Annotated in this window: 18 protein-coding genes and 3 pseudogenes; 5 read left to right on the plus strand and 16 right to left on the minus strand. The window is 41.7% G+C overall.

The window, feature by feature from the left end:
* Genes dapA through DWX73_RS03675 form a run of 6 tightly spaced genes read right to left on the minus strand, consistent with a single transcriptional unit; the run spans position 1 to position 5,367 of the window.
* Entirely contained in the window at positions 1–891 is an 891-nt protein-coding gene (gene dapA / locus DWX73_RS03650) for a 4-hydroxy-tetrahydrodipicolinate synthase (protein WP_118346974.1), read from the minus strand.
* Positions 892–922: 31 nt separating this feature from the next.
* Positions 923–2,092 (minus strand): NAD(P)/FAD-dependent oxidoreductase, encoded by a 1,170-nt coding sequence (locus DWX73_RS03655; protein ID WP_158556818.1) that lies wholly within the window; start codon positions 2,090–2,092, stop codon positions 923–925.
* Positions 2,085–2,930 carry a (2Fe-2S)-binding protein gene (locus DWX73_RS14655; RefSeq protein ID WP_118346978.1) on the minus strand — a complete coding sequence of 282 codons (846 nt, stop codon included), beginning with the start codon at positions 2,928–2,930 and terminating at the stop codon, positions 2,085–2,087. The genes DWX73_RS03655 and DWX73_RS14655 overlap by 8 nt, the downstream gene beginning before the upstream one ends.
* Positions 2,930–4,015 (minus strand): NAD(P)/FAD-dependent oxidoreductase, encoded by a 1,086-nt coding sequence (locus DWX73_RS03665; protein ID WP_118346980.1) that lies wholly within the window; start codon positions 4,013–4,015, stop codon positions 2,930–2,932. The genes DWX73_RS14655 and DWX73_RS03665 overlap by 1 nt, the downstream gene beginning before the upstream one ends.
* A complete protein-coding gene (locus DWX73_RS03670; RefSeq protein ID WP_242996595.1) occupies positions 4,012–4,338 on the minus strand; it encodes a (2Fe-2S)-binding protein in 327 nt (108 codons plus the stop codon). The genes DWX73_RS03665 and DWX73_RS03670 overlap by 4 nt, the downstream gene beginning before the upstream one ends.
* Before the next feature lie 21 nt (positions 4,339–4,359).
* A complete protein-coding gene (locus DWX73_RS03675; RefSeq protein ID WP_118346982.1) occupies positions 4,360–5,367 on the minus strand; it encodes a proline racemase family protein in 1,008 nt (335 codons plus the stop codon).
* A gap of 444 nt (positions 5,368–5,811) precedes the next feature.
* Between DWX73_RS03675 and DWX73_RS03680 the strand changes: the two genes are divergently transcribed.
* From DWX73_RS03680 to DWX73_RS03690, 3 genes are all read left to right on the plus strand, one after another.
* Complete coding sequence (locus tag DWX73_RS03680) at positions 5,812–6,426, plus strand: helix-turn-helix domain-containing protein (protein ID WP_118346984.1); 615 nt, start codon at positions 5,812–5,814, stop codon at positions 6,424–6,426.
* Between the two features lie 252 nt (positions 6,427–6,678).
* Positions 6,679–7,371: an iron-sulfur cluster assembly scaffold protein gene (locus DWX73_RS03685; protein ID WP_118347059.1), complete on the plus strand. Its 693-nt coding sequence runs from the start codon at positions 6,679–6,681 to the stop codon at positions 7,369–7,371.
* A gap of 30 nt (positions 7,372–7,401) precedes the next feature.
* Positions 7,402–8,412, plus strand: coding sequence for a GGGtGRT protein (locus DWX73_RS03690; protein WP_118346986.1), 1,011 nt, complete (start codon positions 7,402–7,404; stop codon positions 8,410–8,412).
* 85 nt (positions 8,413–8,497) lie between these two features.
* Here the strand turns inward: DWX73_RS03690 and DWX73_RS03695 are convergent, their stop codons facing one another.
* From DWX73_RS03695 to glyA, 9 genes and pseudogenes are all read right to left on the minus strand, one after another.
* Positions 8,498–9,922 carry a GNAT family N-acetyltransferase gene (locus DWX73_RS03695; RefSeq protein ID WP_118346988.1) on the minus strand — a complete coding sequence of 475 codons (1,425 nt, stop codon included), beginning with the start codon at positions 9,920–9,922 and terminating at the stop codon, positions 8,498–8,500.
* A pseudogene (locus DWX73_RS03700) lies at positions 9,912–10,444 on the minus strand (CinA family protein). Before DWX73_RS03700 ends, DWX73_RS03695 begins: the two are co-directional and overlap by 11 nt.
* Before the next feature lie 164 nt (positions 10,445–10,608).
* Positions 10,609–11,151, minus strand: coding sequence for a CDP-diacylglycerol--glycerol-3-phosphate 3-phosphatidyltransferase (gene pgsA / locus DWX73_RS03705; protein ID WP_118346990.1), 543 nt, complete (start codon positions 11,149–11,151; stop codon positions 10,609–10,611).
* Positions 11,148–12,473 (minus strand): 30S ribosomal protein S12 methylthiotransferase RimO, encoded by a 1,326-nt coding sequence (rimO, locus tag DWX73_RS03710; protein ID WP_118346992.1) that lies wholly within the window; start codon positions 12,471–12,473, stop codon positions 11,148–11,150. Before rimO ends, pgsA begins: the two co-directional genes overlap by 4 nt.
* Positions 12,474–12,542: 69 nt before the next feature.
* The gene (gene rpoZ, locus DWX73_RS03715; RefSeq protein ID WP_118346994.1) at positions 12,543–12,788 is read right to left on the minus strand and encodes a DNA-directed RNA polymerase subunit omega; all 246 of its coding nucleotides are present in this window, start codon (positions 12,786–12,788) and stop codon (positions 12,543–12,545) included.
* A 3-nt stretch (positions 12,789–12,791) separates the two neighbouring features.
* Positions 12,792–13,429, minus strand: a pseudogene (gmk, locus tag DWX73_RS15455) (guanylate kinase).
* Between the two features lie 20 nt (positions 13,430–13,449).
* Complete coding sequence (locus DWX73_RS03725; RefSeq protein WP_118346996.1) at positions 13,450–14,328, minus strand: YicC/YloC family endoribonuclease; 879 nt, start codon at positions 14,326–14,328, stop codon at positions 13,450–13,452.
* Positions 14,329–14,432: 104 nt separating this feature from the next.
* Positions 14,433–15,458, minus strand: a complete 1,026-nt coding sequence (locus DWX73_RS03730; protein ID WP_118346998.1) for a M20/M25/M40 family metallo-hydrolase — start codon at positions 15,456–15,458, stop codon at positions 14,433–14,435.
* Between the two features lie 37 nt (positions 15,459–15,495).
* Entirely contained in the window at positions 15,496–16,743 is a 1,248-nt protein-coding gene (gene glyA / locus DWX73_RS03735) for a serine hydroxymethyltransferase (RefSeq protein WP_118347000.1), read from the minus strand.
* A gap of 192 nt (positions 16,744–16,935) precedes the next feature.
* Between glyA and DWX73_RS03740 the strand changes: the two genes are divergently transcribed.
* Both DWX73_RS03740 and DWX73_RS03745 read left to right on the plus strand, forming a co-directional pair.
* Entirely contained in the window at positions 16,936–18,669 is a 1,734-nt protein-coding gene (locus DWX73_RS03740; RefSeq protein ID WP_118347002.1) for an Rqc2 family fibronectin-binding protein, read from the plus strand.
* Positions 18,670–18,691: 22 nt separating this feature from the next.
* A complete protein-coding gene (locus DWX73_RS03745) occupies positions 18,692–19,219 on the plus strand; it encodes a GNAT family N-acetyltransferase (protein ID WP_118347004.1) in 528 nt (175 codons plus the stop codon).
* Between the two features lie 6 nt (positions 19,220–19,225).
* Here the strand turns inward: DWX73_RS03745 and DWX73_RS03750 are convergent.
* A pseudogene (locus tag DWX73_RS03750) lies at positions 19,226–20,511 on the minus strand (ATP-binding protein).
* Between the last annotated feature and the right edge of the window lie 7 nt (positions 20,512–20,518).

Here is a 20,518-nt window from a genome sequence, read left to right on the forward strand (position 1 = left end):
CTATCTTAACTGGTCAAGAAACATTTCATTTTCCACAAATTTTTTCTCTTCTTCCGTCAGTTCCAAACGCGGACGACGAACATAACCACCATTTAACCCTTTGAAGCTTAATGCATATTTTAATGCCTGAACAGGTTTCGGGAAAGATTCCAGAACATCAAGCGCCGGAAGAATCTGTTTGTACACTTCTTTTCCTTTTTCAAGATCTTTTTCTTCACACACTGCTTTATAAAGCTCTACACACTGCTCCGGTGCAATATTTGCCAACATGCTGATCCATCCGCATGCCCCGTCAGCAAAACTTTCAAATGCAAGATTATCACATCCGCAGAATACAGACACCTGTTCCGGTGCATCCATTAACACTTCTGTCAGCTTATGCATATCTCCACTTGATTCTTTTACAATTGCTGTATTTGGAATCTGAAATACTTCTTTAAATGTATCTCTTTCAATTGCGATGCCTGCTGATCCAGGGTTATTATACGCAACCACCGGGAAATCAACATGCTCAGCAATGTAGCGATAATGTGCTACAACTTCATCCTGTGACGGATGGCAGTAAAATGGTGGCAGAATCATCGCTGCATGACCGCCGCATTCCTTGATATTCTGCACAAGCTTTACAACATCCTCCGGACGTTCGCGAGATGCTCCTACGATTACACTTACTCGATCTTTAATATATGGAACGATTTCTCTTACATAAGCCATGTGTTCTTCATCCGACACGCTCTGATATTCTCCTGTCGCTCCAAGAACACAAATTCCCTGCACTCCCTTCTCAATCAGCCAGTCAAGATTTTTCTTGGCAGATTCAAAATCAAATTGTCCGTCTTCTTTGAATGGAGTTACTGCTACCGCGTAAACGCCTTTAAACTTTGGATTCATAATGTTGTCTCCTCTCCTTTTTTAATATAATTTATTTTTCTAAAAATCTTTCAAAACTAAGCGGACTCAGATCCATGAATGGCTGGTCTCCAGCGATGATATCAGCCATTACTTTTCCTGTAATCGGAGAAAGTCCAATGCCATCTCCCTCATGCCCTGCTGCAATATAGAATCCCGGAACCGGTGTTCCTGAAACAATCGGCATGTGATCCGGAGTATATGGGCGAAGACCGCTGTATCCGCGAATCACTTTGATATTAGCAATAACCGGGAAGAAACGGATTGCCCGTTCTGCCAATGCTTTCATAACATCAATCTCACAGGAAACATTTTCGCCTGCAAAGCATCTGGATGAACCGATCAAGAAATTGTTGGACGCTGTTGGCTCAAATACGAACGCAACACCATTTCGCTCAACGCGCTCTGAAACCGGACGTTTGTAACCGCCATTTTGGAATTTGGTCAGCATATATCCAAATTCATGCACTTTTCTTCTTGCAACCTGGAAGGTTTGCTCTGAAACAAGAATCTGTCCCTGTCTTGCCTGAATCGGAATATCAAGTCCTACCATTTTACCAATTACCGGAGCCCAGACACCACAGGCATCTACAATATTTTTAGCATAAATATCTTCTTTTTCTGTATGAATAATAAATGCATTTCCGTCTTTTTCAATTCCTGTTACCCGATTATGAAGCGAAAGCACCGCTCCCTTTTTCTCTGCACCAAGGGCAAGCCCATACGCAAGACCAATCGGATATACAGATCCATCAGTAATAGTTTCCAGACCTCCATAGACATCTTTTGCAAGAAATGGCTCATCGTCCTGAACTTCTTTCTGATCCATCATGCGCATCTGGATGCCGCATTTTTTCATATCTTCACAAAACTGGCTCGCGATTTCAAATTCTTCCTCAGTTTCTGTCAGAAAAAGGCTTCCTTTCTGCTTCCACTCCAGATCATAATCGAGTTCTTTGGCAAGTTCCGGAAACATTCTCTGGCTTTCCCTTGCAAATAATGCATCAAATCCAGGCTGTTTATCACAGACAAGTACGTTCCCATCACTTCGGCTGCTTGTGGACTCTGCAATATCCCCCGCATCAATTAAAACAACTGATGCTCCCTTTTTAGCATTGTAATAAGCAACGGAGGAACCAATTGCCCCCGCACCGATTACTGCTACATCAAATGCTTTACTCATGATCACAAGCCTCCTTTCCATCTTCCGCCAATTCTCCAAATGTAACCGGACGAACCGGTGGCCGATCTGTACTTCCTGTTATCTCATCTGCACGTTTTCCTGTTTCTTCTGCAAGAATTCTGCTTACCAGCTTACCGCATGTTCTCCCCTGGCAAAGTCCCATTCCTGCACGTACGCGGCGCTTAATCTCTGTCACAGAAGTTGCTTTATATTCACGGATTGCTTTTCTGATTTCCCCTGCTGTAATCTCTTCGCAGCGGCAAACAATCACATCATCATCAAGAACACCTTCCGGCTCAATTCGTTCAAATCCCTTTCCCGGTTCCGGAAGTCTCAGACGGCGCATTGTTCTAACTTCATCAATGTGCTCTTTCGGAACTGCCATCGTAATGACCGGCGTATGATCATTTCGAACCGGATTCATAACTCTGACAACCGTTCCTTTACATACAAATTCTCCTCCGCGGCTCAATGCATCTACCACATCTCCTTTTTCCGGAAGCGGCAGATATTCAAATGGAAAACTAATTGTTGCCTCTGTTTCACTATATGTTTTATCTACAACAAAAATTGCAAGACCTGAACACGCTGCCACGCACATTCCGCATCCGGTGCATTTTCCGCGATCGATCTGCGGGGTATTCGTAATTGGCTCTCCAACTGTAATTGCATGAAACGGACATGCCCCCTCACATGGATTACATGGAATTTCCTGTACACATTCTGCAATTGCCACTGGCCCTTGTGCAAAACGCTCTTCTGTCGGCCAGCCATTTGCTGCTTTAATCTCTTCCATTGTCGGATACCCGTCATAGATCACTCCTGATTTCTTTTCCATTATTTGCGAGCCCCCTTTTCCAGCACTCTTTCCTTCGCACTCATTCTTCGTTCTCCAAATGGTCCCTGACGAAGTGACAAAAGTCGTTCATTAATTTCTTTCTTTCTCTCAACAGCCATTTCCGGCGCCAAATGCCCAAGAGCTTCCGCCGCTGCCGCACCTGCAAGACGACCTTCATCCATAGCCGTACTTGCTTCCTCAACTCCTGCGGTATCACCTGCCACATAAATTCCGTCCACGCTTGTTTCCATATTTTCATCATGCATCGGCATCCAACCACCAAGCTCAGGGATAAATTCATGGTGTACCCCTGCCATCTGCGCAAGCTCTGACAGCGGTCTTAATCCGACTGCGACACAGATAACATCTACATCAACCGCCATTTCCGTTCCTTTTAATATCTTTCCATTTTCAAATCTTGCAATGACAGCACGTTCTACTTTATCTGTTCCCTGTGCCTCTGCAATCGTATGTCCGAGGAAGAACGGAACGCCGGCTCTTTTTAATTTTGCTGCATGAACGCCGTATGCTCCGATCTTTGGCATTCCTTCAACAATTCCAACAACATCTGCGCCTGCCTGAAGCAACTGATACGCAACAATTACTCCGACGTTTCCTGAGCCGACCATCAGAACACGTTTTCCCGGCAATACACGGTTTACATTTACCATTGTCTGCGCTGCGCCTGCTCCCATAACGCCTGGAAGTGTCCACCCCGGAAAACGCAGCGGATTTTCTGCTCCCCCTGTACAGATCAGAAGTTTTTCAGCTTCTACAACCTCTGTCACACCATCACGCAATACTGCTACACGCTTATCTGAGAAAATTCCGATCACGGCACTGTTAAGCCAAACTTCAACGCCGCTTTCCTCTGTATCTTTTAATAGCTGCTTTCCGATATCAATTCCGCGAACTCCTGCGCTGTGAGCTTTGGAACCAAAGAATTTATGAAGCTGTTTGAAAAGCTGTCCTCCCGCTTTTCTATTTTCATCAATAACAAGCACTTCACACCCGTGGCTTTTCGCCTCAATTGCAGCTGCAAGACCAGCCGGTCCGCCGCCGATGATCACTACTTCTTTTTTCATTCCCGGATCCTCCTTTTTCCGTATCCTTCCTGTGTCTCGATTACCATACCATCTTCTACCGGAGTAATACATGTTCGTACATTAGGTTTTCCATTCACTGTCATAACACAATCCGTACACTGGCCGATTCCGCAAAAAATCCCTCGCGGTTCATGATTTTTTGCAGTATGCCTATGTACCATCATACCATTTGCCATCAGAACTGCCGCAATCATTTCTCCGCTCCTTGCTGTCAGTTTTTTTCCGTCAACCGTAATCTCAACCATCTCTGTCGGTTCCTGATCTCCCAAAATCGGATGCTCTGTCACTCTCATTTCATCCATGTTTTTACTCTCCCTTCTTAATTATGCTAATTGATATCCCATCGGAAAAATATCATCCGGATCGAGAACAAATGTATGAATTCCAGTTACCCATGCCTTTCCGGTTACTTCCGGAATCACTGCAGGAATTCCTGATACCTCGGCATTCCCAAGATAGGTGCACTTAAACTGGCTTCCGATAATACTCTGATGTATAAATGATTCTCCTAACTGAATCTTACCCTTTTTCGCAAGTACAGAAAGCTTTGCCGATGTTCCTGTTCCACAAGGAGACCTGTCGATTGCTCCCGGAGGAATAATTACCGCATTCTTTACCGCACCATCTTCCTGTCCTGACGGTTCATAAAACTCCACATGTGTTACATGATTCTCAAATGGAATTTCCGGATGAACAACGTGGATCTGTTCATTAATGTATGTTTTTAATCTGTTTCCTGCTGCGATAAGTTTAGATGCCTGTTTTGGTTCAACACTCAGTCCCACAGATGACGCCGGTAAGATTGCATAAATATTGCCTCCATAAGCAATATCCATCTGAACTTCGCCATATTCTTCCGTTTTAACGACCGCATCTTCTGCCATAACAAACGCCGGTGCATTTACAAACGTTACACTAACTGCTGTGTTATCCTTCACTTCAATTTTAAGTCTTACAAGACCTGCTGCTGTATCAAGTGTCACATGTGTATAAGGTTCCTCAATTTCGACCATTCCTGATTCAATCAATGCCGTTCCAACACCAATGGTGTCATGTCCGCACATCGGCATCCAACCGCCTACTTCAAAATAAAGAACTCCAAAATCAGCTTCCTCTCTGCAAGGTTCTGTGATGATCGTCCCTGACATAACCTCATTTCCTCTCGGTTCATATGTCAGAAGCTGTCTTACCCAGTCTCCCTCTGTAGACATATATTCCAGTTTTTCAATCATCGTTTTGCCTGGAATTTTGGGAATTCCGCCGAGTACATTTCTAGTCGGCTCTCCACAGGTATGAGTGTCAATCGTATGAAAAGTTTTCTTAATTTTCATATCCTGCTTTTCTCCTCTCTACTACACTAAATTTGTTTTGTACCGTGTTCTAGACTATGGTTTAAATCTTGTTTTCATTATAACATTTATTTACTCTATGTCAATCGTTTTTTCATATATGTGAAATTATTGACTTTGTGTGTGAATTTTTTGACTATTGTTTTTTTAGCATATTCTTCACATTATTCCTCGTTAAATTTTTATTACATTAATATAAATCAAGATTTTTATCATTTTTAGATTATTCCTCGTTAAATTTTTATTACATTAATATAAATCAAGATTTTTATCATTTTTAGATTAATAAAGATCTGTTATTGTGATTTTTTATCTTCTTTTTAAGCATTCTATTTTTTCATATATGTGAATTTCCAGAAAGTTGACGTTTCACCCAAAAAAAGATATACTGAACTTAACAAAACACAGATGAAAGGAGCTCCTGCCATGAACCACAATTTACCAATCGGCGAAAAGATCAAAGCTCTTCGCAATGCAAATAATCTTACTTTAAAACAATTGGGGGAGATGACAAATCTGTCGGTCGGTTTCCTGTCTCAAATGGAACGCGGCATGTCTTCCATCGCCATTGATACGTTAGAAAAGATCGCTTCAGTACTTAATGTCAGCCTTACAAGTTTCTTCGAAGATTCTTCTCCAACCGGAGAGACTGTTGAAAACGAAGATCCCGTTATCCATAGCTTTGCACAACACGCAACCCCTGTCAGCAGTCAGATCATTCAGACAGTTTTGAGCAAAGATGTTATGGCTTTTGATCTTCTTCCAAGACTTTTTGATCTTATGCCCTTTGCAAATGACGAAGAGGAACATTTGGAAATGTATAGTCATAAGGGCGAGGAATTTATTTATATTCTAGAAGGTATCGTAACAATTCATGTAGACGGCCGACAATATATTCTCTATCCCGGCGACAGTATCCAGATTCACTCAAATGAAGAACACAACTGGCGAAACTGTACAAACAAAACAGCACGTCTTCTTTCCGTAAACGTACCGAATCCGTTCCGTCATCCGGAAGAGGGACATATTATGCCGCTATAATTTTCATCCAGCCATATACACATCCTTCTTTTTTTCAAAAAATCATAAATATATCTGTAAAGTATTTTAAAAAGCTTTTCTCTTTCTTCCTGCTTTCGGGCAAAACGCCGAAGTTGCAAAATCTGAAGAATTTTGTAAAAAATCTATGGACGAATCGTCCTGTTTATGAGAGAATAAATATATATGGTGTTAAAAGTTTATCAACCATTTATCATTCAAGCAGAATATATGCATTTGAAAGGAGTTTTTAACATGATTTATTCACATGAAGTACAGATGATGTGTCCTGTAGCACAGGGTGCCAATCACGGACCAGCTCCAATCCCGGAAGAAGCAAAATGGGTAAAAGCAAAAGAAGTGAAAGACATTTCCGGTTTAACACACGGTATTGGCTGGTGTGCTCCGCAGCAGGGAACATGTAAATTAACACTGAACGTAAAAGATGGTATCATCCAGGAAGCACTGGTTGAGACAATCGGATGCTCAGGTATGACTCATTCTGCAGCTATGGCTTCTGAAATTCTTCCTGGCAAGACAATTCTTGAAGCTTTAAATACAGACCTTGTTTGTGACGCTATCAATACAGCTATGAGAGAATTATTCTTACAGATCGTATACGGAAGAACACAGAGCGCATTCTCAGAAGATGGTCTTCCGATCGGTGCCGGACTTGAGGACTTAGGAAAAGGTCTTCGCTCTCAGGTTGGTACAATGTACGGTACACTTGCAAAAGGTCCTCGTTACCTTGAAATGGCTGAAGGATATGTTACAGGTATCGCTCTTGATGAGAACAACGAAATCATCGGATACAAATTCGTAAGTCTCGGAAAATTCACAGACTTCATCAAAGCTGGCGATACACCAAACGAAGCATGGGAAAAAGCTCAGGGACAGTATGGCCGCGTTGCTGACGCTGTTAAGATTATTGACCCAAGAAAAGAGTAATCAGTCATAATAATATAGGAGGACAATGAAATGGCTTTATTTGAATCATATGAAAGAAGAATTGATAAAATCAATGAAGTATTAAACAGCTATGGAATTGCTTCACTGGAAGAAGCTGAAAAGATCACAAAAGATGCTGGACTTAATGTTTACGATATGGTAAAAGGTATCCAGCCGATCTGTTTCGAAAATGCATGCTGGGCATACATCACAGGTGCTGCTATCGCAATTAAAAAAGGTTGTACAAAAGCAGCAGACGCAGCTGCAGCAATCGGTGAAGGACTTCAGGCTTTCTGTATTCCGGGTTCTGTAGCAGATCAGCGTAAAGTAGGTCTTGGTCACGGTAACTTAGGTAAGATGTTGCTGGAAGAAGATACAGACTGCTTCGCATTCCTTGCAGGTCACGAATCTTTCGCAGCTGCAGAAGGTGCTATCGGTATCGCTGAGAAAGCTAACAAAGTTCGTCAGAAACCACTCCGTGTTATCTTAAACGGACTTGGAAAAGATGCTGCAAAAATCATTTCCAGAATCAATGGTTTCACATATGTAGAGACAGATTATGACTACTACACAGGTGAATTAAAAGAAGTTGCAAGAACATCTTACTCAGATGGTCTTCGTTCAAAAGTAAACTGCTACGGTGCAAATGATGTTCGCGAAGGTGTTGCTATTATGTGGAAAGAAGGCGTTGATGTTTCTATCACAGGAAACTCTACAAACCCAACACGTTTCCAGCACCCGGTTGCAGGTACATACAAAAAAGAATGTATCGAAGCTGGAAAGAAATACTTCTCTGTTGCTTCAGGCGGTGGTACAGGACGTACACTTCACCCGGACAATATGGCAGCAGGTCCTGCTTCTTATGGTATGACAGATACATTAGGACGTATGCATTCTGATGCACAGTTCGCTGGTTCTTCTTCTGTTCCGGCTCATGTTGAGATGATGGGACTGATCGGTGCTGGTAACAACCCAATGGTTGGTATGACTGTTGCTGTTGCAGTTGCTGTAGAAGAAGCTGCTAAAGAAGGTAAATTCTAAGAATCATTGATTTCCAAATCTGTATCTCAGATTTACTGAAATAAATTTAGGGCAGAAACATAATGTTTCTGCCCTATTTTCACTTCTATGAAATTTCTTCCGCCACCATTTTCCAGAATTTTGGTTTTTTCTGGAATCTCTTTAATTCTTCTTTATCAAAATCAATCGTTAGATACCCATTCCCAACAGAAGTATCTTCGGTCACATATTCAAAGCCAATCTCAATTCCTTCTCCTGTCAGCATAAATATTGGAGAAATCCTCTCTTCACCACTGTCGCCTTCAAAGAAATGTTCCAGTTCTTTTGCATCATAAACATTTACAAATCCATTTTCCGGATAGTGATCCATGGCTTCTTCTTTCCACATGTTTGCAAATGTATGATTAGTACTAATCACATCTTTCAAATCATATATTTCTCCGCTCTTTACATTCGCAACAACTGAACGAAGTCCTACCCGGATATTGTTATAATTTCCAACACTGTAATAATCTTCAAAAGCTACACAGAGCAAGTTTTCATCCTGATAAGTGACTTTATAATTCACTTGTGATGCCACAACTGCTTCTTGCTGCATCATCCATTCTTTCATCTCTTCTGTCGGATTTTCATAGTATGTTATGACAGTTTCTCTTGCACAATTTTTCAGCTTCTCATTAAGTTCTTTTTCTACCTTTTCTGAGAGTCCGCTTAGCTGCGGATAATTAATATTATAAGAAATAAAATACGCTGATGATCTGTCACTTTCAAATGCATCATTTTCTTCTTCAATCTCATACCCTGCATTTACGGCAATATATGCTTCTGCCTGTAAAATACCGTCATTTTCCTCCTCTGGTTCTTCTTCCGGCATCGGAATCATCTTCTCATCAAACGGAATTTCCTGTGCATAAGTCCGTCCGGTTTCTTTTTGTCTTTGTACCGTTCCAAATACGAAAAAAGCTAACACCCCTAAAATGAACACAAGAAACATAATGCCTGCCATAACTGCAATTCCAATATACAGACCTGTATTGGATTTTTTCTTAGCCTGATTCTGCTGACAGCATTTCTGAACAGACATTCGAAGCGTCTTTTTCATCATTCCATACTCCGGCACAAATGCGCCTTCCTCTTCAAATCCAAGTTCCCGGTATAATGTCTCTTTCTCCGGAATCGTCTTTACTGTCAGATGTGTATACATATTTGAAGTCACCGCAAGACGGCAAGCCTCCTGCAGAAGCTTGGCTTCTAAATGCTCTTTTTGATAACCCGGATCCGTATACATAAAGAGCACTTCTCCTTGTGTGTCCAGTTCCAAAGCCCCGCATACTGTTTCTTTTTCATAAGCTGCAAACAGCAAAATCTTACCTGTCTGATAACGTTCTAATTGATTTTCATATTTTAAAAATGCAAGAAATGCTTCTTTCCCTTCTTCTGTATAGCGTGCCAGATCTTGTTTCCAGAACATCTGAGCCGAGAAATTCAGTACATTCCATAATTCCGTTTCTTTTACAATTCTAATCTGCATTCTTTTCCTCCATTCTGCTGTCACATACTGTTTCTTGAACAGACAGTGTATCCTCCAACTCTTCTCTGAGAATTTCAATCGCCCGTTCTACAGAAGCTTTTCGTATTTCTTCCCGTGTTCCATGAAAATGACATTCTTCTACACGAATCCTGTTATTTAAACAACATCCGATATACACCAACCCTACCGGTTTTTCTTTTGTTCCTCCTGTCGGCCCGGCAATTCCTGTCGTTACAAGCGCAGCATTCGCATTAGCTATTGTTGCTGCTCCCCGCGCCATCTCTTCTGCTGTCTGGCTGCTGACCGCTCCAAATTTCTCCAGCGTTTCATGAGCCACTCCTAAGATTTTCTCTTTCGCTGCATTAGATAAGTAATATGTCCTTCTTCATACACTTCAGACGCACCGGAAACATTCAGAAGACGTCCTGCAAGGAGACCGCCGGTACAGGATTCTGCTGTAGTAACCTTCCATTTTCTTTCTCTTAATACTTCTATTACCATCTCTTCTATCGCTTTTTTCATCTATTCCTCTCCTGTTTTCATTTTCCCCAAATATCTGTATTAGTTAATATTATAACACGTTTTTTATCACGAATGGCTAATTACACACTTTTTTCATATTTCTCTATCAAAAAAATCCTGCCAGGGGAACTTTGCTCTACCCTGGCAGGACTTTCCATTATTTTTTACATACCGCCTCTTGTAAGGACTTCTTTATTCTTTGCAATATAATCTACAAGTGAGATGATCGTCAGCGCCAATGATACCCAAATCAGAACTGTTCCGATTGTATCAAAAATACCGCCAAGATCCATGATCAATACGACAATCATTAACATTTGAAATGTTGTTTTGAATTTGCCCCAGTAACTTGCAGCAATAACAATTCCATTGTCTGATGCAACAAGACGGAATCCGCTAATAATAAATTCACGGCTGATAATAATAATTACAATCCATGCCGCCAGTTTTCCGTTCTCTATGAGACAGATCATTGCAGCAGAAACAAGAAGTTTATCTGCCAGCGGATCCATAAATTTTCCGAAATTTGTTACCAGATTGTATTTTCTTGCGATTTTCCCATCCAAAAGGTCTGTCAAACTAGCTATGATAAAAATTGCAAGGGCAATCCACTTTCCGGAAGCGCCGCCCAGATCCGTCAGCATAAATACTACGAAAAACGGAATCATCAGCACACGCAGTACCGTTAATTTATTTGGTAAATTCATGATAATAACTCTCCTATCAAATCGTATTCCTGTGCTCCGGTCACTTTTACCATTGCAAAATCTCCGGAAACAAGTTCTTCATCTGTCATAATAAAAATCAAACCGTCAACATTCGGCGCATCCTTGTAAGTCCTTCCTACATAGGCATTCTCATCTGCCACCTTGCCCTCAATCATCACAAGCACCGTCTGCCCGATCATGTTTTCTGCAAGCTCAAAAGCAATATCTTGCTGAAGCTCCATAAGTTCTGCCTGACGATCTTCCTTAACCTCTTCGGGAATCTGATGCTCAAATTCTGCTGCCGGAGTATCTTCTTCCGGTGAATAAGTAAATACACCAAGTCGATCAAATTCTATCTGATCGACAAAATCCATAACCTCTTCGTGCTGTTCCTCGGTTTCTCCCGGAAATCCTGTGATCAGTGTCGTTCGGATGCAAATATCCGGAATTTCTTCCCGTAAACGTTCCACCGTCTCGATCAACTGCGCTTTTGATGTGCGCCGTCCCATCCGTTTTAAAATCGCATCGCTGGCATGCTGGATTGGGAGGTCAATATAATGACAAATCTTTGGCTCTTCTTTCATAACCTGGATCAATTCTTCTGTAATCTCTTCCGGATAGCAATAAAGAATACGAATCCACCGAAGTCCGCTGACTTTACAAAGCGCCCGCAAAAGCTTTGGAAGGGATTTCTCGCCGTAAATGTCTTTGCCGTATACCGTTGTTTCCTGTGCCACCAGAATCAGTTCTTTTACGCCCTGCTCTGCCAGATACTCTGCTTCTTTTACAAGGCGCTCCATTGGAACACTGCGATAATTTCCGCGTATTTTGGGAATGATACAGTAAGTACAGTGCTTATCACAGCCTTCTGCAATCTTCATGTAAGCATAATGACCACCGGTTGTCACAATCCGCTTTTCATCTACAAGCGGAAGTGCATTCACATCGTTGACAATCAGCTTATGTTCTCCGTGAAGCGCAGCTGCAATTGCTTCGAGAATCTTATCATAAGAAGTTGTACCAAGCACTGCATCTACTTCCGGAATCTCATCCATAATTTCCTGTCGATAACGTTCAGCCAAACATCCTGTAACTATAAGCGCTTTCAGTTTCCCATTTTTCTTCCATTCAGCCATCTCAAGAATGGTGTTAATACTCTCTTCTTTTGCATCATGGATAAAACAGCATGTATTAATCACAATAATGTCCGCACTAGCCTCATCATCAACCATCTGATATCCGTGTTTTGCCAGCATTCCAAGCATCACTTCTGTATCTACCAGATTCTTATCACATCCGAGAGAAATAAACAATAAATTCATCAATCTGTTTCTCCTGTCTTCCTATATTTTTAGAAGGCAGATACCGGATCCGGCATCTGCCTTTTTATGCTACTCTTCTTCTGAGTTTTCTGCAATAATCTTAATCTTTCCATTGTTCAATTCACTGATTGCAATAGAAAGCGGTTTATCCTTGTCCTTTGCCGGAACAAGCGGTTCTGCTCCTGCAATGATCTGTCTTGCACGTTTTGCAGTGGCAAGTACAATGGAATAACGGCTGTTAACAATCTTTGTTGCACCTTCTTCCACGTCCTGATTTACTACTCTCATCAAATCTGTATAAGATGGATGTAACATAAATTATTCTCCTTTCATTTGAGCTTCTTGAAGCTCTGTTCTAATCTGTTCTATAAAATTCTGATTTCGGAATGTCCTGCGATGCTCACTCTGAATAATCTGATGCATCTCTTCCACACAGATTTCCAGCTTATCATTAATTACGAGGTGATCATACCGATCCATGAACTGCGCTTCTTCTGCTGCGCGTTTCATTCTCGCTTCAATGACATCCATCGTCTCTGTTCCCCTGCCGATCAACCGTTCTTTTAATGTCTCAGCATCCGGCGGTGTCACAAAGAGGAGCAATGTGTCAGGAAACTTCTCCTTAATCTTAAGTGCGCCTGAATTTCAATTTCCAGAATCACATCTTTTCCGGCAGATAACTGTTCTTCCACATACGCCTTTGGTGTGCCATAGTAGTTATCCACGTACCTAGCATACTCTATCAGCTCATCTTTCGCAATCATTTTTTCAAATTCTTCTTTTGTACGGAAAAAATATTCCACACCATTTTTCTCGCCTTCCCGCGGATTTCTTGTTGTGGCAGATACCGACAGCGCATAGCGATCATGATAACGATTCATCAGCGCTTTCATCAGTGTCCCTTTCCCTGCGCCCGAAAAACCGGATACAACGATTAAGATTCCCTGTGTTTTCATCTGTTCACCTTCCAAACTCTTTATTCAATATTCTGAATCTGTTCCCTGACTTTTTCAATCTCCGTCTTCAAATCAATGGCAATATTAGAAATCTCCAGATCATTTGCCTTAGACAGAATGGTATTCGCCTCCCGATTCATCTCCTGAGCAATAAAATCAAGCTTTCGCCCGATTCCTTCATCGCTCTCCAATGTTTCCTTCATATGTGCGATATGACTCTTAAGGCGTACTACTTCTTCATCGGTACAGATCTTATCTGCAAAAATAACTACTTCCGCTGCAATCCTTCCCTCATCAATCTGAGTATCTTCCAGAAGTTCCTTTACTTTTTCTTCTAATTTTTCCCGATATTCAGAAACAATCTGCGGGGAACGCTCTTCGATCAGTGTAATCTTCTCCAACATTCCATCCAGCTTGCCAAGCAGATCTTCTTTCAGATGTGCCCCTTCTGCTGTCCTTGTCTCAACAAACTGTGTAAATGCTCCTTTTAACGCCTTCTCAAGACTGCTCCAGAGCTCTTCCTCATTCTCTGTCTGTTCTTCCATCGTCAGCACTTCCGGATAGCGTGATAATGTAGAAACACGAATATCATTCTCTAATCCAAATGTCTCTTCCATCATCTTAAAACATTCCATATATTCTGCTGCAAGGGATTCATTATATTTCAAAACGCCCTGTGTCTCTGTCATATCTTCATATGTAATGAAAATATCAACTTTTCCACGCTGTGCATACTGCTTCAGCAGCGTTCTGATCGCAGATTCAAAAAAACTGAGTTTCTTCGGCATACGGATGTTGATATCCAAATATCTATGGTTCACACCCTTCATCTCTACCGTAAATTTGCGTTGTGCTTCAGAGACTTCAAATCTTCCAAAGCCTGTCATACTTTTTATCATTGAAATTTCCTCTTTAACTTCCTCATTCAGTATTTGACTATTTGGCACTAAATTTTATTATAAAACATTTTAAAATAGCCGTCAATTCCCTGCTCTTATGAATTTTATAAATCTGCTGAAGCATCCAGAAGAAATTCTGTAATCAGTTCAATACAGCCTTCCACATCTTTCTCATCTGCCACTTCGGCCGGCGAATGCATATAGCGAAGTGGAATTGATACAAGAACTGTCGGGATTCCTTCATTGGCGAAATGAATCTGGTCAGCATCTGTACATGTCATTCCGGATCCCGTTTCAATCTGATAAGCAATGTCTGATTTTTCAGCACATGTTTTCATCTTGGCATTCATTGATTTTACGATGAGAGGATTGATACAAAGAACCGGTCCTTTCCCAAGCTCAACACGTCCGGCATCCCCATCATGTACGCCTGCATAATCACTTGTATAGGTAACATCTACTACAATAGCCGCATCCGGTTTTACACGTTCTGCTGTCCAGCGGGCGCCATTTTTTGTTGTTTCTTCTCCGACTGTTGCTCCTGCATACACACCGCAGCTGCATCCTCTTTCTTTTGCACGTTTCAGCGCTTCCATAATGATAAAGACTCCGAGACGGTCATCCAGAGCTCTTGCTGTAAATCTGCCGCCTGCAAGCTTTCTAATACAGGTATCAAACACAACTCCGTCTCCCGGCTCTACCAGTTTCTCTGCCTCTTCTCTGCAAGAAGCGCCGATATCCACAAGAAAATCAGAGGCTGACAGATCTTGTTTTTTCATCAGTTCTCTTGTAATCTGTACTACACCATAGACAACACCGTTCGCTGTCTCAATCTGTACACGCTGCCCCGGATAAGTATGCGGAATAATTCCACCATATCTTGAAACATGAAGCATTCCATCTTCCGCAATATGTGTTACCATAAGCCCAATCTCATCTGCATGTGCCGCAAGAAGAATCTTCTTCTCTGCCTGCGGATTCAAAACACAAACAGTATCGCCAATAGCATCTGTACGAATCTCATCCGCATAAGAAGCCATTTCTTTCTGAAGTACTTCCTGAAGCTTCTCCGGAAAACCTCCTACTGAAATCTGATTTAAAATGTCTGTCAAAAATTTTTCATTCTTCATGATATTGTCTTCCTTCTCCTGATTATTTTTTCATCATTTATTCATAAATCGGATATCTTTCACAGATATGTCCAACACGTTCGCGAATTTCATCCGCCTTCGTTTCAAATTCTGTTGCTGCAAGTTTGATACAGTGTGCAATTTCCGGCATATCCTGTTCTTTCAGCCCTCTCGTAGTAATCGCAGGCGTTCCGATTCTCACACCGCTTGTCACAAACGGACTCTCTGGATCATCCGGAACTGCATTTTTATTGACGGTAATATATACTTCATCCAGACGATTCTGAAGTTCTTTTCCTGTAATATGCATATTTCTCAAATCTACAAGCATCAAATGATTATCCGTTCCACCGCTGACAAGTTCAAATCCTTCCTGCATCAGCGCTTCTGCCAATGCTTTCGCATTTTTCACTACCTGTTGCTGGTATTCCTTAAATTCCGGTTTCAGCGCCTCTCCGAAGCAAACTGCCTTTGCACCGATTACATGCATCAGCGGTCCTCCCTGTGTTCCCGGAAAGATTGCCTTATTAATCGCTTTCGCATATTGTTCTTTACATAAGATCATACCGCCTCGTGGTCCGCGCAGCGTCTTATGAGTTGTAGTCGTAACTACATCTGCATACGGAACCGGACTCTGATGCAGCCCGGCTGCTACAAGTCCTGCTATATGCGCCATATCTACAAAGAGATATGCCCCGACTTCTTTTGCAATCTCCGCAAACAGATCAAAACGGATTTCTCTTGGATAAGCAGATGCCCCCGCAACGATCATCTTCGGCTGACACTCTTTCGCAATCTTCCGAATCTCTTCATAATCAAGTACGCCTTCCCGATTCACTCCGTACGGTACAAAATGATACAGCAGTCCTGATGCATTTACCGGTGAACCATGTGTCAGATGTCCTCCATGCTCCAGATTCAATCCCATTACCGTATCTCCCGGCTTAAGAAACGCCTGATACACTGCCAAATTGGCATTCGCTCCGCTGTGCGGCTGAACGCAGGCATGTTCTGCACCAAAAAGCTTCTTTGCTCTCTCAATTGCCAGCTCTTCAAGTACGTCAATCTCTTCACAGCCTCCGTAATAGCGCTTTGCCGGATAGCCTTCCGCATATTTATTTGTCGGAACTGTTCCCATCGCAAGCATAACTGCCGGAGATACAACATTTTCTGAAGCAATCAATTCCAGATTTCTTCGTTCTCTTTTCATTTCCTGAAACAATGCTTCTCCTACTTCCGGATCATGTTCTTTCACATAATTCATAACTTCTGTAATTAAATTCATCGCCGTTCCTCCTTCTGTGTCAATTAAGCATATCATAATATTTATCTTACCATATCCAGGACATTTTTGAAATACACCGGACAAAAGAATTCCATTCTTTTCCCATTTATGTTCTTCTGAATTTCCTCTTGAAAATCAGATACAAATACGGCACAATAGAAACATCAAACTAATAAGAAAAGAGGAATGATTATGGCATTTGATGGAATTACCGTTGCAAACCTTGTACAGGAATTAAATGCATCATTAAACGGTGGCCGTATTTATAAAATCGCACAACCCGAAAGTGACGAATTGTTACTCACAATTAAGACTCCAGCCGGACAAAAGCGTCTTCTCATCTCTGCAAGCGCTTCTCTTCCGCTTATCTATTTGACAGCAGATAATAAACCGAGTCCAATGAACGCACCTAATTTCTGTATGCTTTTAAGAAAACATATCAGCAATGGTCGGATCATTTCAATTTCGCAGCCAAAACTTGAGCGAATTATTTCTATCGAGATCGAACATCTGGATGAACTTGGAGATCTTTGCCGCAAATACCTCATTGTAGAAATCATGGGCAAACACAGCAATATCATTTTCTGTGATACGAATCAACGAATCATCGACAGTATTAAACACGTTTCTTCTCAGATGAGTTCTGTACGCGAAGTGCTTCCCGGACGCACTTATTTTATCCCGGATACGATGGAAAAATCGGACCCTCTGACGGTTTCCGAAGCGGTATTCTCTGAACTCCTTATTAGAAAACCAATGTCGCTTTCAAAAGCAATTTACACAAGTTTTACCGGAATCAGCCCTGTTGCTGCAGAGGAAATCTGTCACCTCTCCGGACTGGATTCATCTATTCCTGCTTCCGAATTATCTAGTGATCTAATGCTTCATTTGTATAAACAATTCCGGATTTATTTTGATCAAGTAACAGAGGGCGCTTTTAAACCATGTATTTATACTGACGGAAAAGAACCGAAGGAGTTTTCTTCTCTGCCGCTGACACATTTTGCAGCCCTTCAGGCAATTCCATATGACTCCGTTTCCGCACTGCTTCAAGATTATTATTCTATGAAGAATACACTTACCCGGATCCGCCAGAAATCCGCTGATCTTCGTCATGTTGTACAGACTTCTCTTGAGCGCAACCGCAAGAAATATGAGCTGCAGTCAAAGCAGCTGCGAGATACAGAGGGGCGTGACAAATTCAAAGTCTACGGAGAATTGATCCATACTTATGGCTATCATCTTCCGGAAGGTTCCAAAAAACTGGAAGCACTCAATTATTATACAAATGAAATGGTAACCATTCCTCTGGATCCTGCAAAAACGCCACAGGAAAATGCACAGCGCTATTTTGAAAAATACAATAAACAGAAACGTACTTTTGAAGCGCTTTCCACGCTGATCCAGGAAACACAGGATGAGATTACTTATCTGGAATCTATCAGCAATGCCCTTGATATTGCGCTCGAAGAAGACGATCTCATTCAGATCAAAGAAGAATTAATGGAAACCGGCTATGTGAAACGAAAATTTTCCAAAAAGAAAGTCAAGATTACAAGCAAACCTTTTCACTATATCTCTTCTGACGGATATGATATTTTTGTAGGAAAAAACAATTATCAGAATGAAGAACTTACGTTCCAGGTGGCTACCGGAAATGATTGGTGGTTTCATGCAAAAGGCTGCCCCGGATCTCATGTCATTGTAAAAGCCAATAACGAAGAACTTCCGGATCGTACTTTTGAAGAAGCCGGTCGCCTGGCCGCATTTTATTCCAAAAATCGTGGAAATGATAAAGTCGAAATTGATTATATTCAAAAAAAACATATCAAAAAAGTAAAAAGCGCCAAGCCGGGATTTGTTATTTATCATACAAATTATTCTCTCGTCATTGACTCTGACATTTCCGGCATCCGGCAAATATAACCATAATAAAGGAGGATTCTAAATGATTTACTGGGAAAATACAGAATTGCAAATACGCTCCATGATAAAAGAAGATATTCCTTCTTTCACAGAAGCCTTTCTTGAGATGGGTTGGACTCCCAAACCGGAAATCCACGAACGCTACCTCAAAGAACAGGCTGAAGGAAAACGTTATATCTTTGTCGCACAATACAAGGGACAGACAGCCGGTTATGCGACTTTGCTTCCGCTTGCCTGTGACGGTCCTTACAAAGAATGTTATCCGGAAGTTGTGGATTTTAATGTCTGGGAGAAATTCCGCCGTCATGGAATTGGAAATCATATTCTCGATGCAGCCGAAAACTTCGCCGCTTCTTTCAGCGATCACATCTGTCTTGGTGTCGGTCTCTATTCCGGCTATGGAAGTGCTCAGCGCATGTATGTGAAACGAGGATACATTCCCGACGGCAGCGGAATCTGGTGGAACCAAAAACCATTGCCGCCGTATGCTGACTGCTGCAATGACGATGACCTCGTGCTATTTCTTGCAAAAGAGCTAAGGAAAGCGTAAACTCTTTTATCTGCTTCCTTTTAAATGATCTATGAACTGTTGCGCGGTGCGGCCGGACAGCCCGCCGTGTGTCAGTTCCCAGCGATTCGCTTCTAAAAGCAGTTGCTCCTGCGGAAGTTTAATTCCATTTCTTTTGGCAAGTTCACATACAATCTGCTGAAATTCCTTCTTTGCCGGAGAATCAAAGAAAATCGTTTCACCAAACCGAGCCACAAGGGATAATTTTTCCTGCACCGTATCATTTGCATGAATATCACTGTCATATTCCTCCCTGTCGCGGAATGACTCCCGGATCAAATGCCTCCGGTTAGATGTGGCATAGATCAGAATATTTTCCGGCTTCTTTTCCAGTCCGCCTTCTATTACCGCTTTTAAATATTTATATTCAATCTCAAATTCCTCAAATGACAGATCATCCATATAAATAATAAATCGATAATTTCTATTTTTAATCTGCTGAATCACCTCATGCAGATCCTGAAACTGATGCTTGTATACTTCAATCATCCGAAGTCCCTGATCATAATAGCGGTTTAAAATCGCCTTAATTGCAGAAGATTTTCCTGTACCGGCTGCACCAAACAGCAGACAGTTATTGGCACTTCTCCCCTCTACAAATGCTTCTGTATTCTGAATCAATTTCTTTTTAGCGGTTTCATAGCCGATCAAATCATCCAACTCCACATGAGCAGTCTTTGTAATTGGAATAATCTGCATCCGGTTCTCTGCGCGTTCTATGCGAAATGCCTTATGAAGACCAAATTTCCCCACACCATATTCCTTATAAAACTCAGCAACTGCATCTTGAAACGCTTGCAGATTCTTCGCATCTGCAAGTTCTTTCGTCAAATGCTCAATCCGATCACGAATTCTTCTGTTAAATGCTGTACCGTGACGATTTCCCACATGATATTCCTGAATCATGTTCAAAACGACTCCTTCCGAATCTTTGCACAGACAACTCAGATCAAGAGCAAACAATTCCCGGAAAATTTCAAAATCATGGGCAGCCACTTCGCCAAGCGTACCTTCTGCGACTCCTGAAATCTCACATGCCATACTGTACGGATTCTCATGGCTGGCGAGCAGGATAGTCAAATACGCCTGCCAAAGATTCCCTTTCAGTCCATACTGATCCGCCAAACAAGAAGTTGGTTCAGTGTCTCAAAAAAACATCTTTTTTCTTCTTCCGCATCTGCTGTTTTTCCGCAATGCTCTGTTAAATATTCGACCTTACGCATAATTTGTTCCTGAGGCATATTCCGGTATAGTAATAGTTCATCACTTCTCATCTTTCTC

Source organism: Coprococcus sp. AF21-14LB (assembly GCF_003458885.1).
In the GTDB taxonomy this organism is placed as follows: Bacteria; Bacillota; Clostridia; order Lachnospirales; family Lachnospiraceae; genus UBA9414.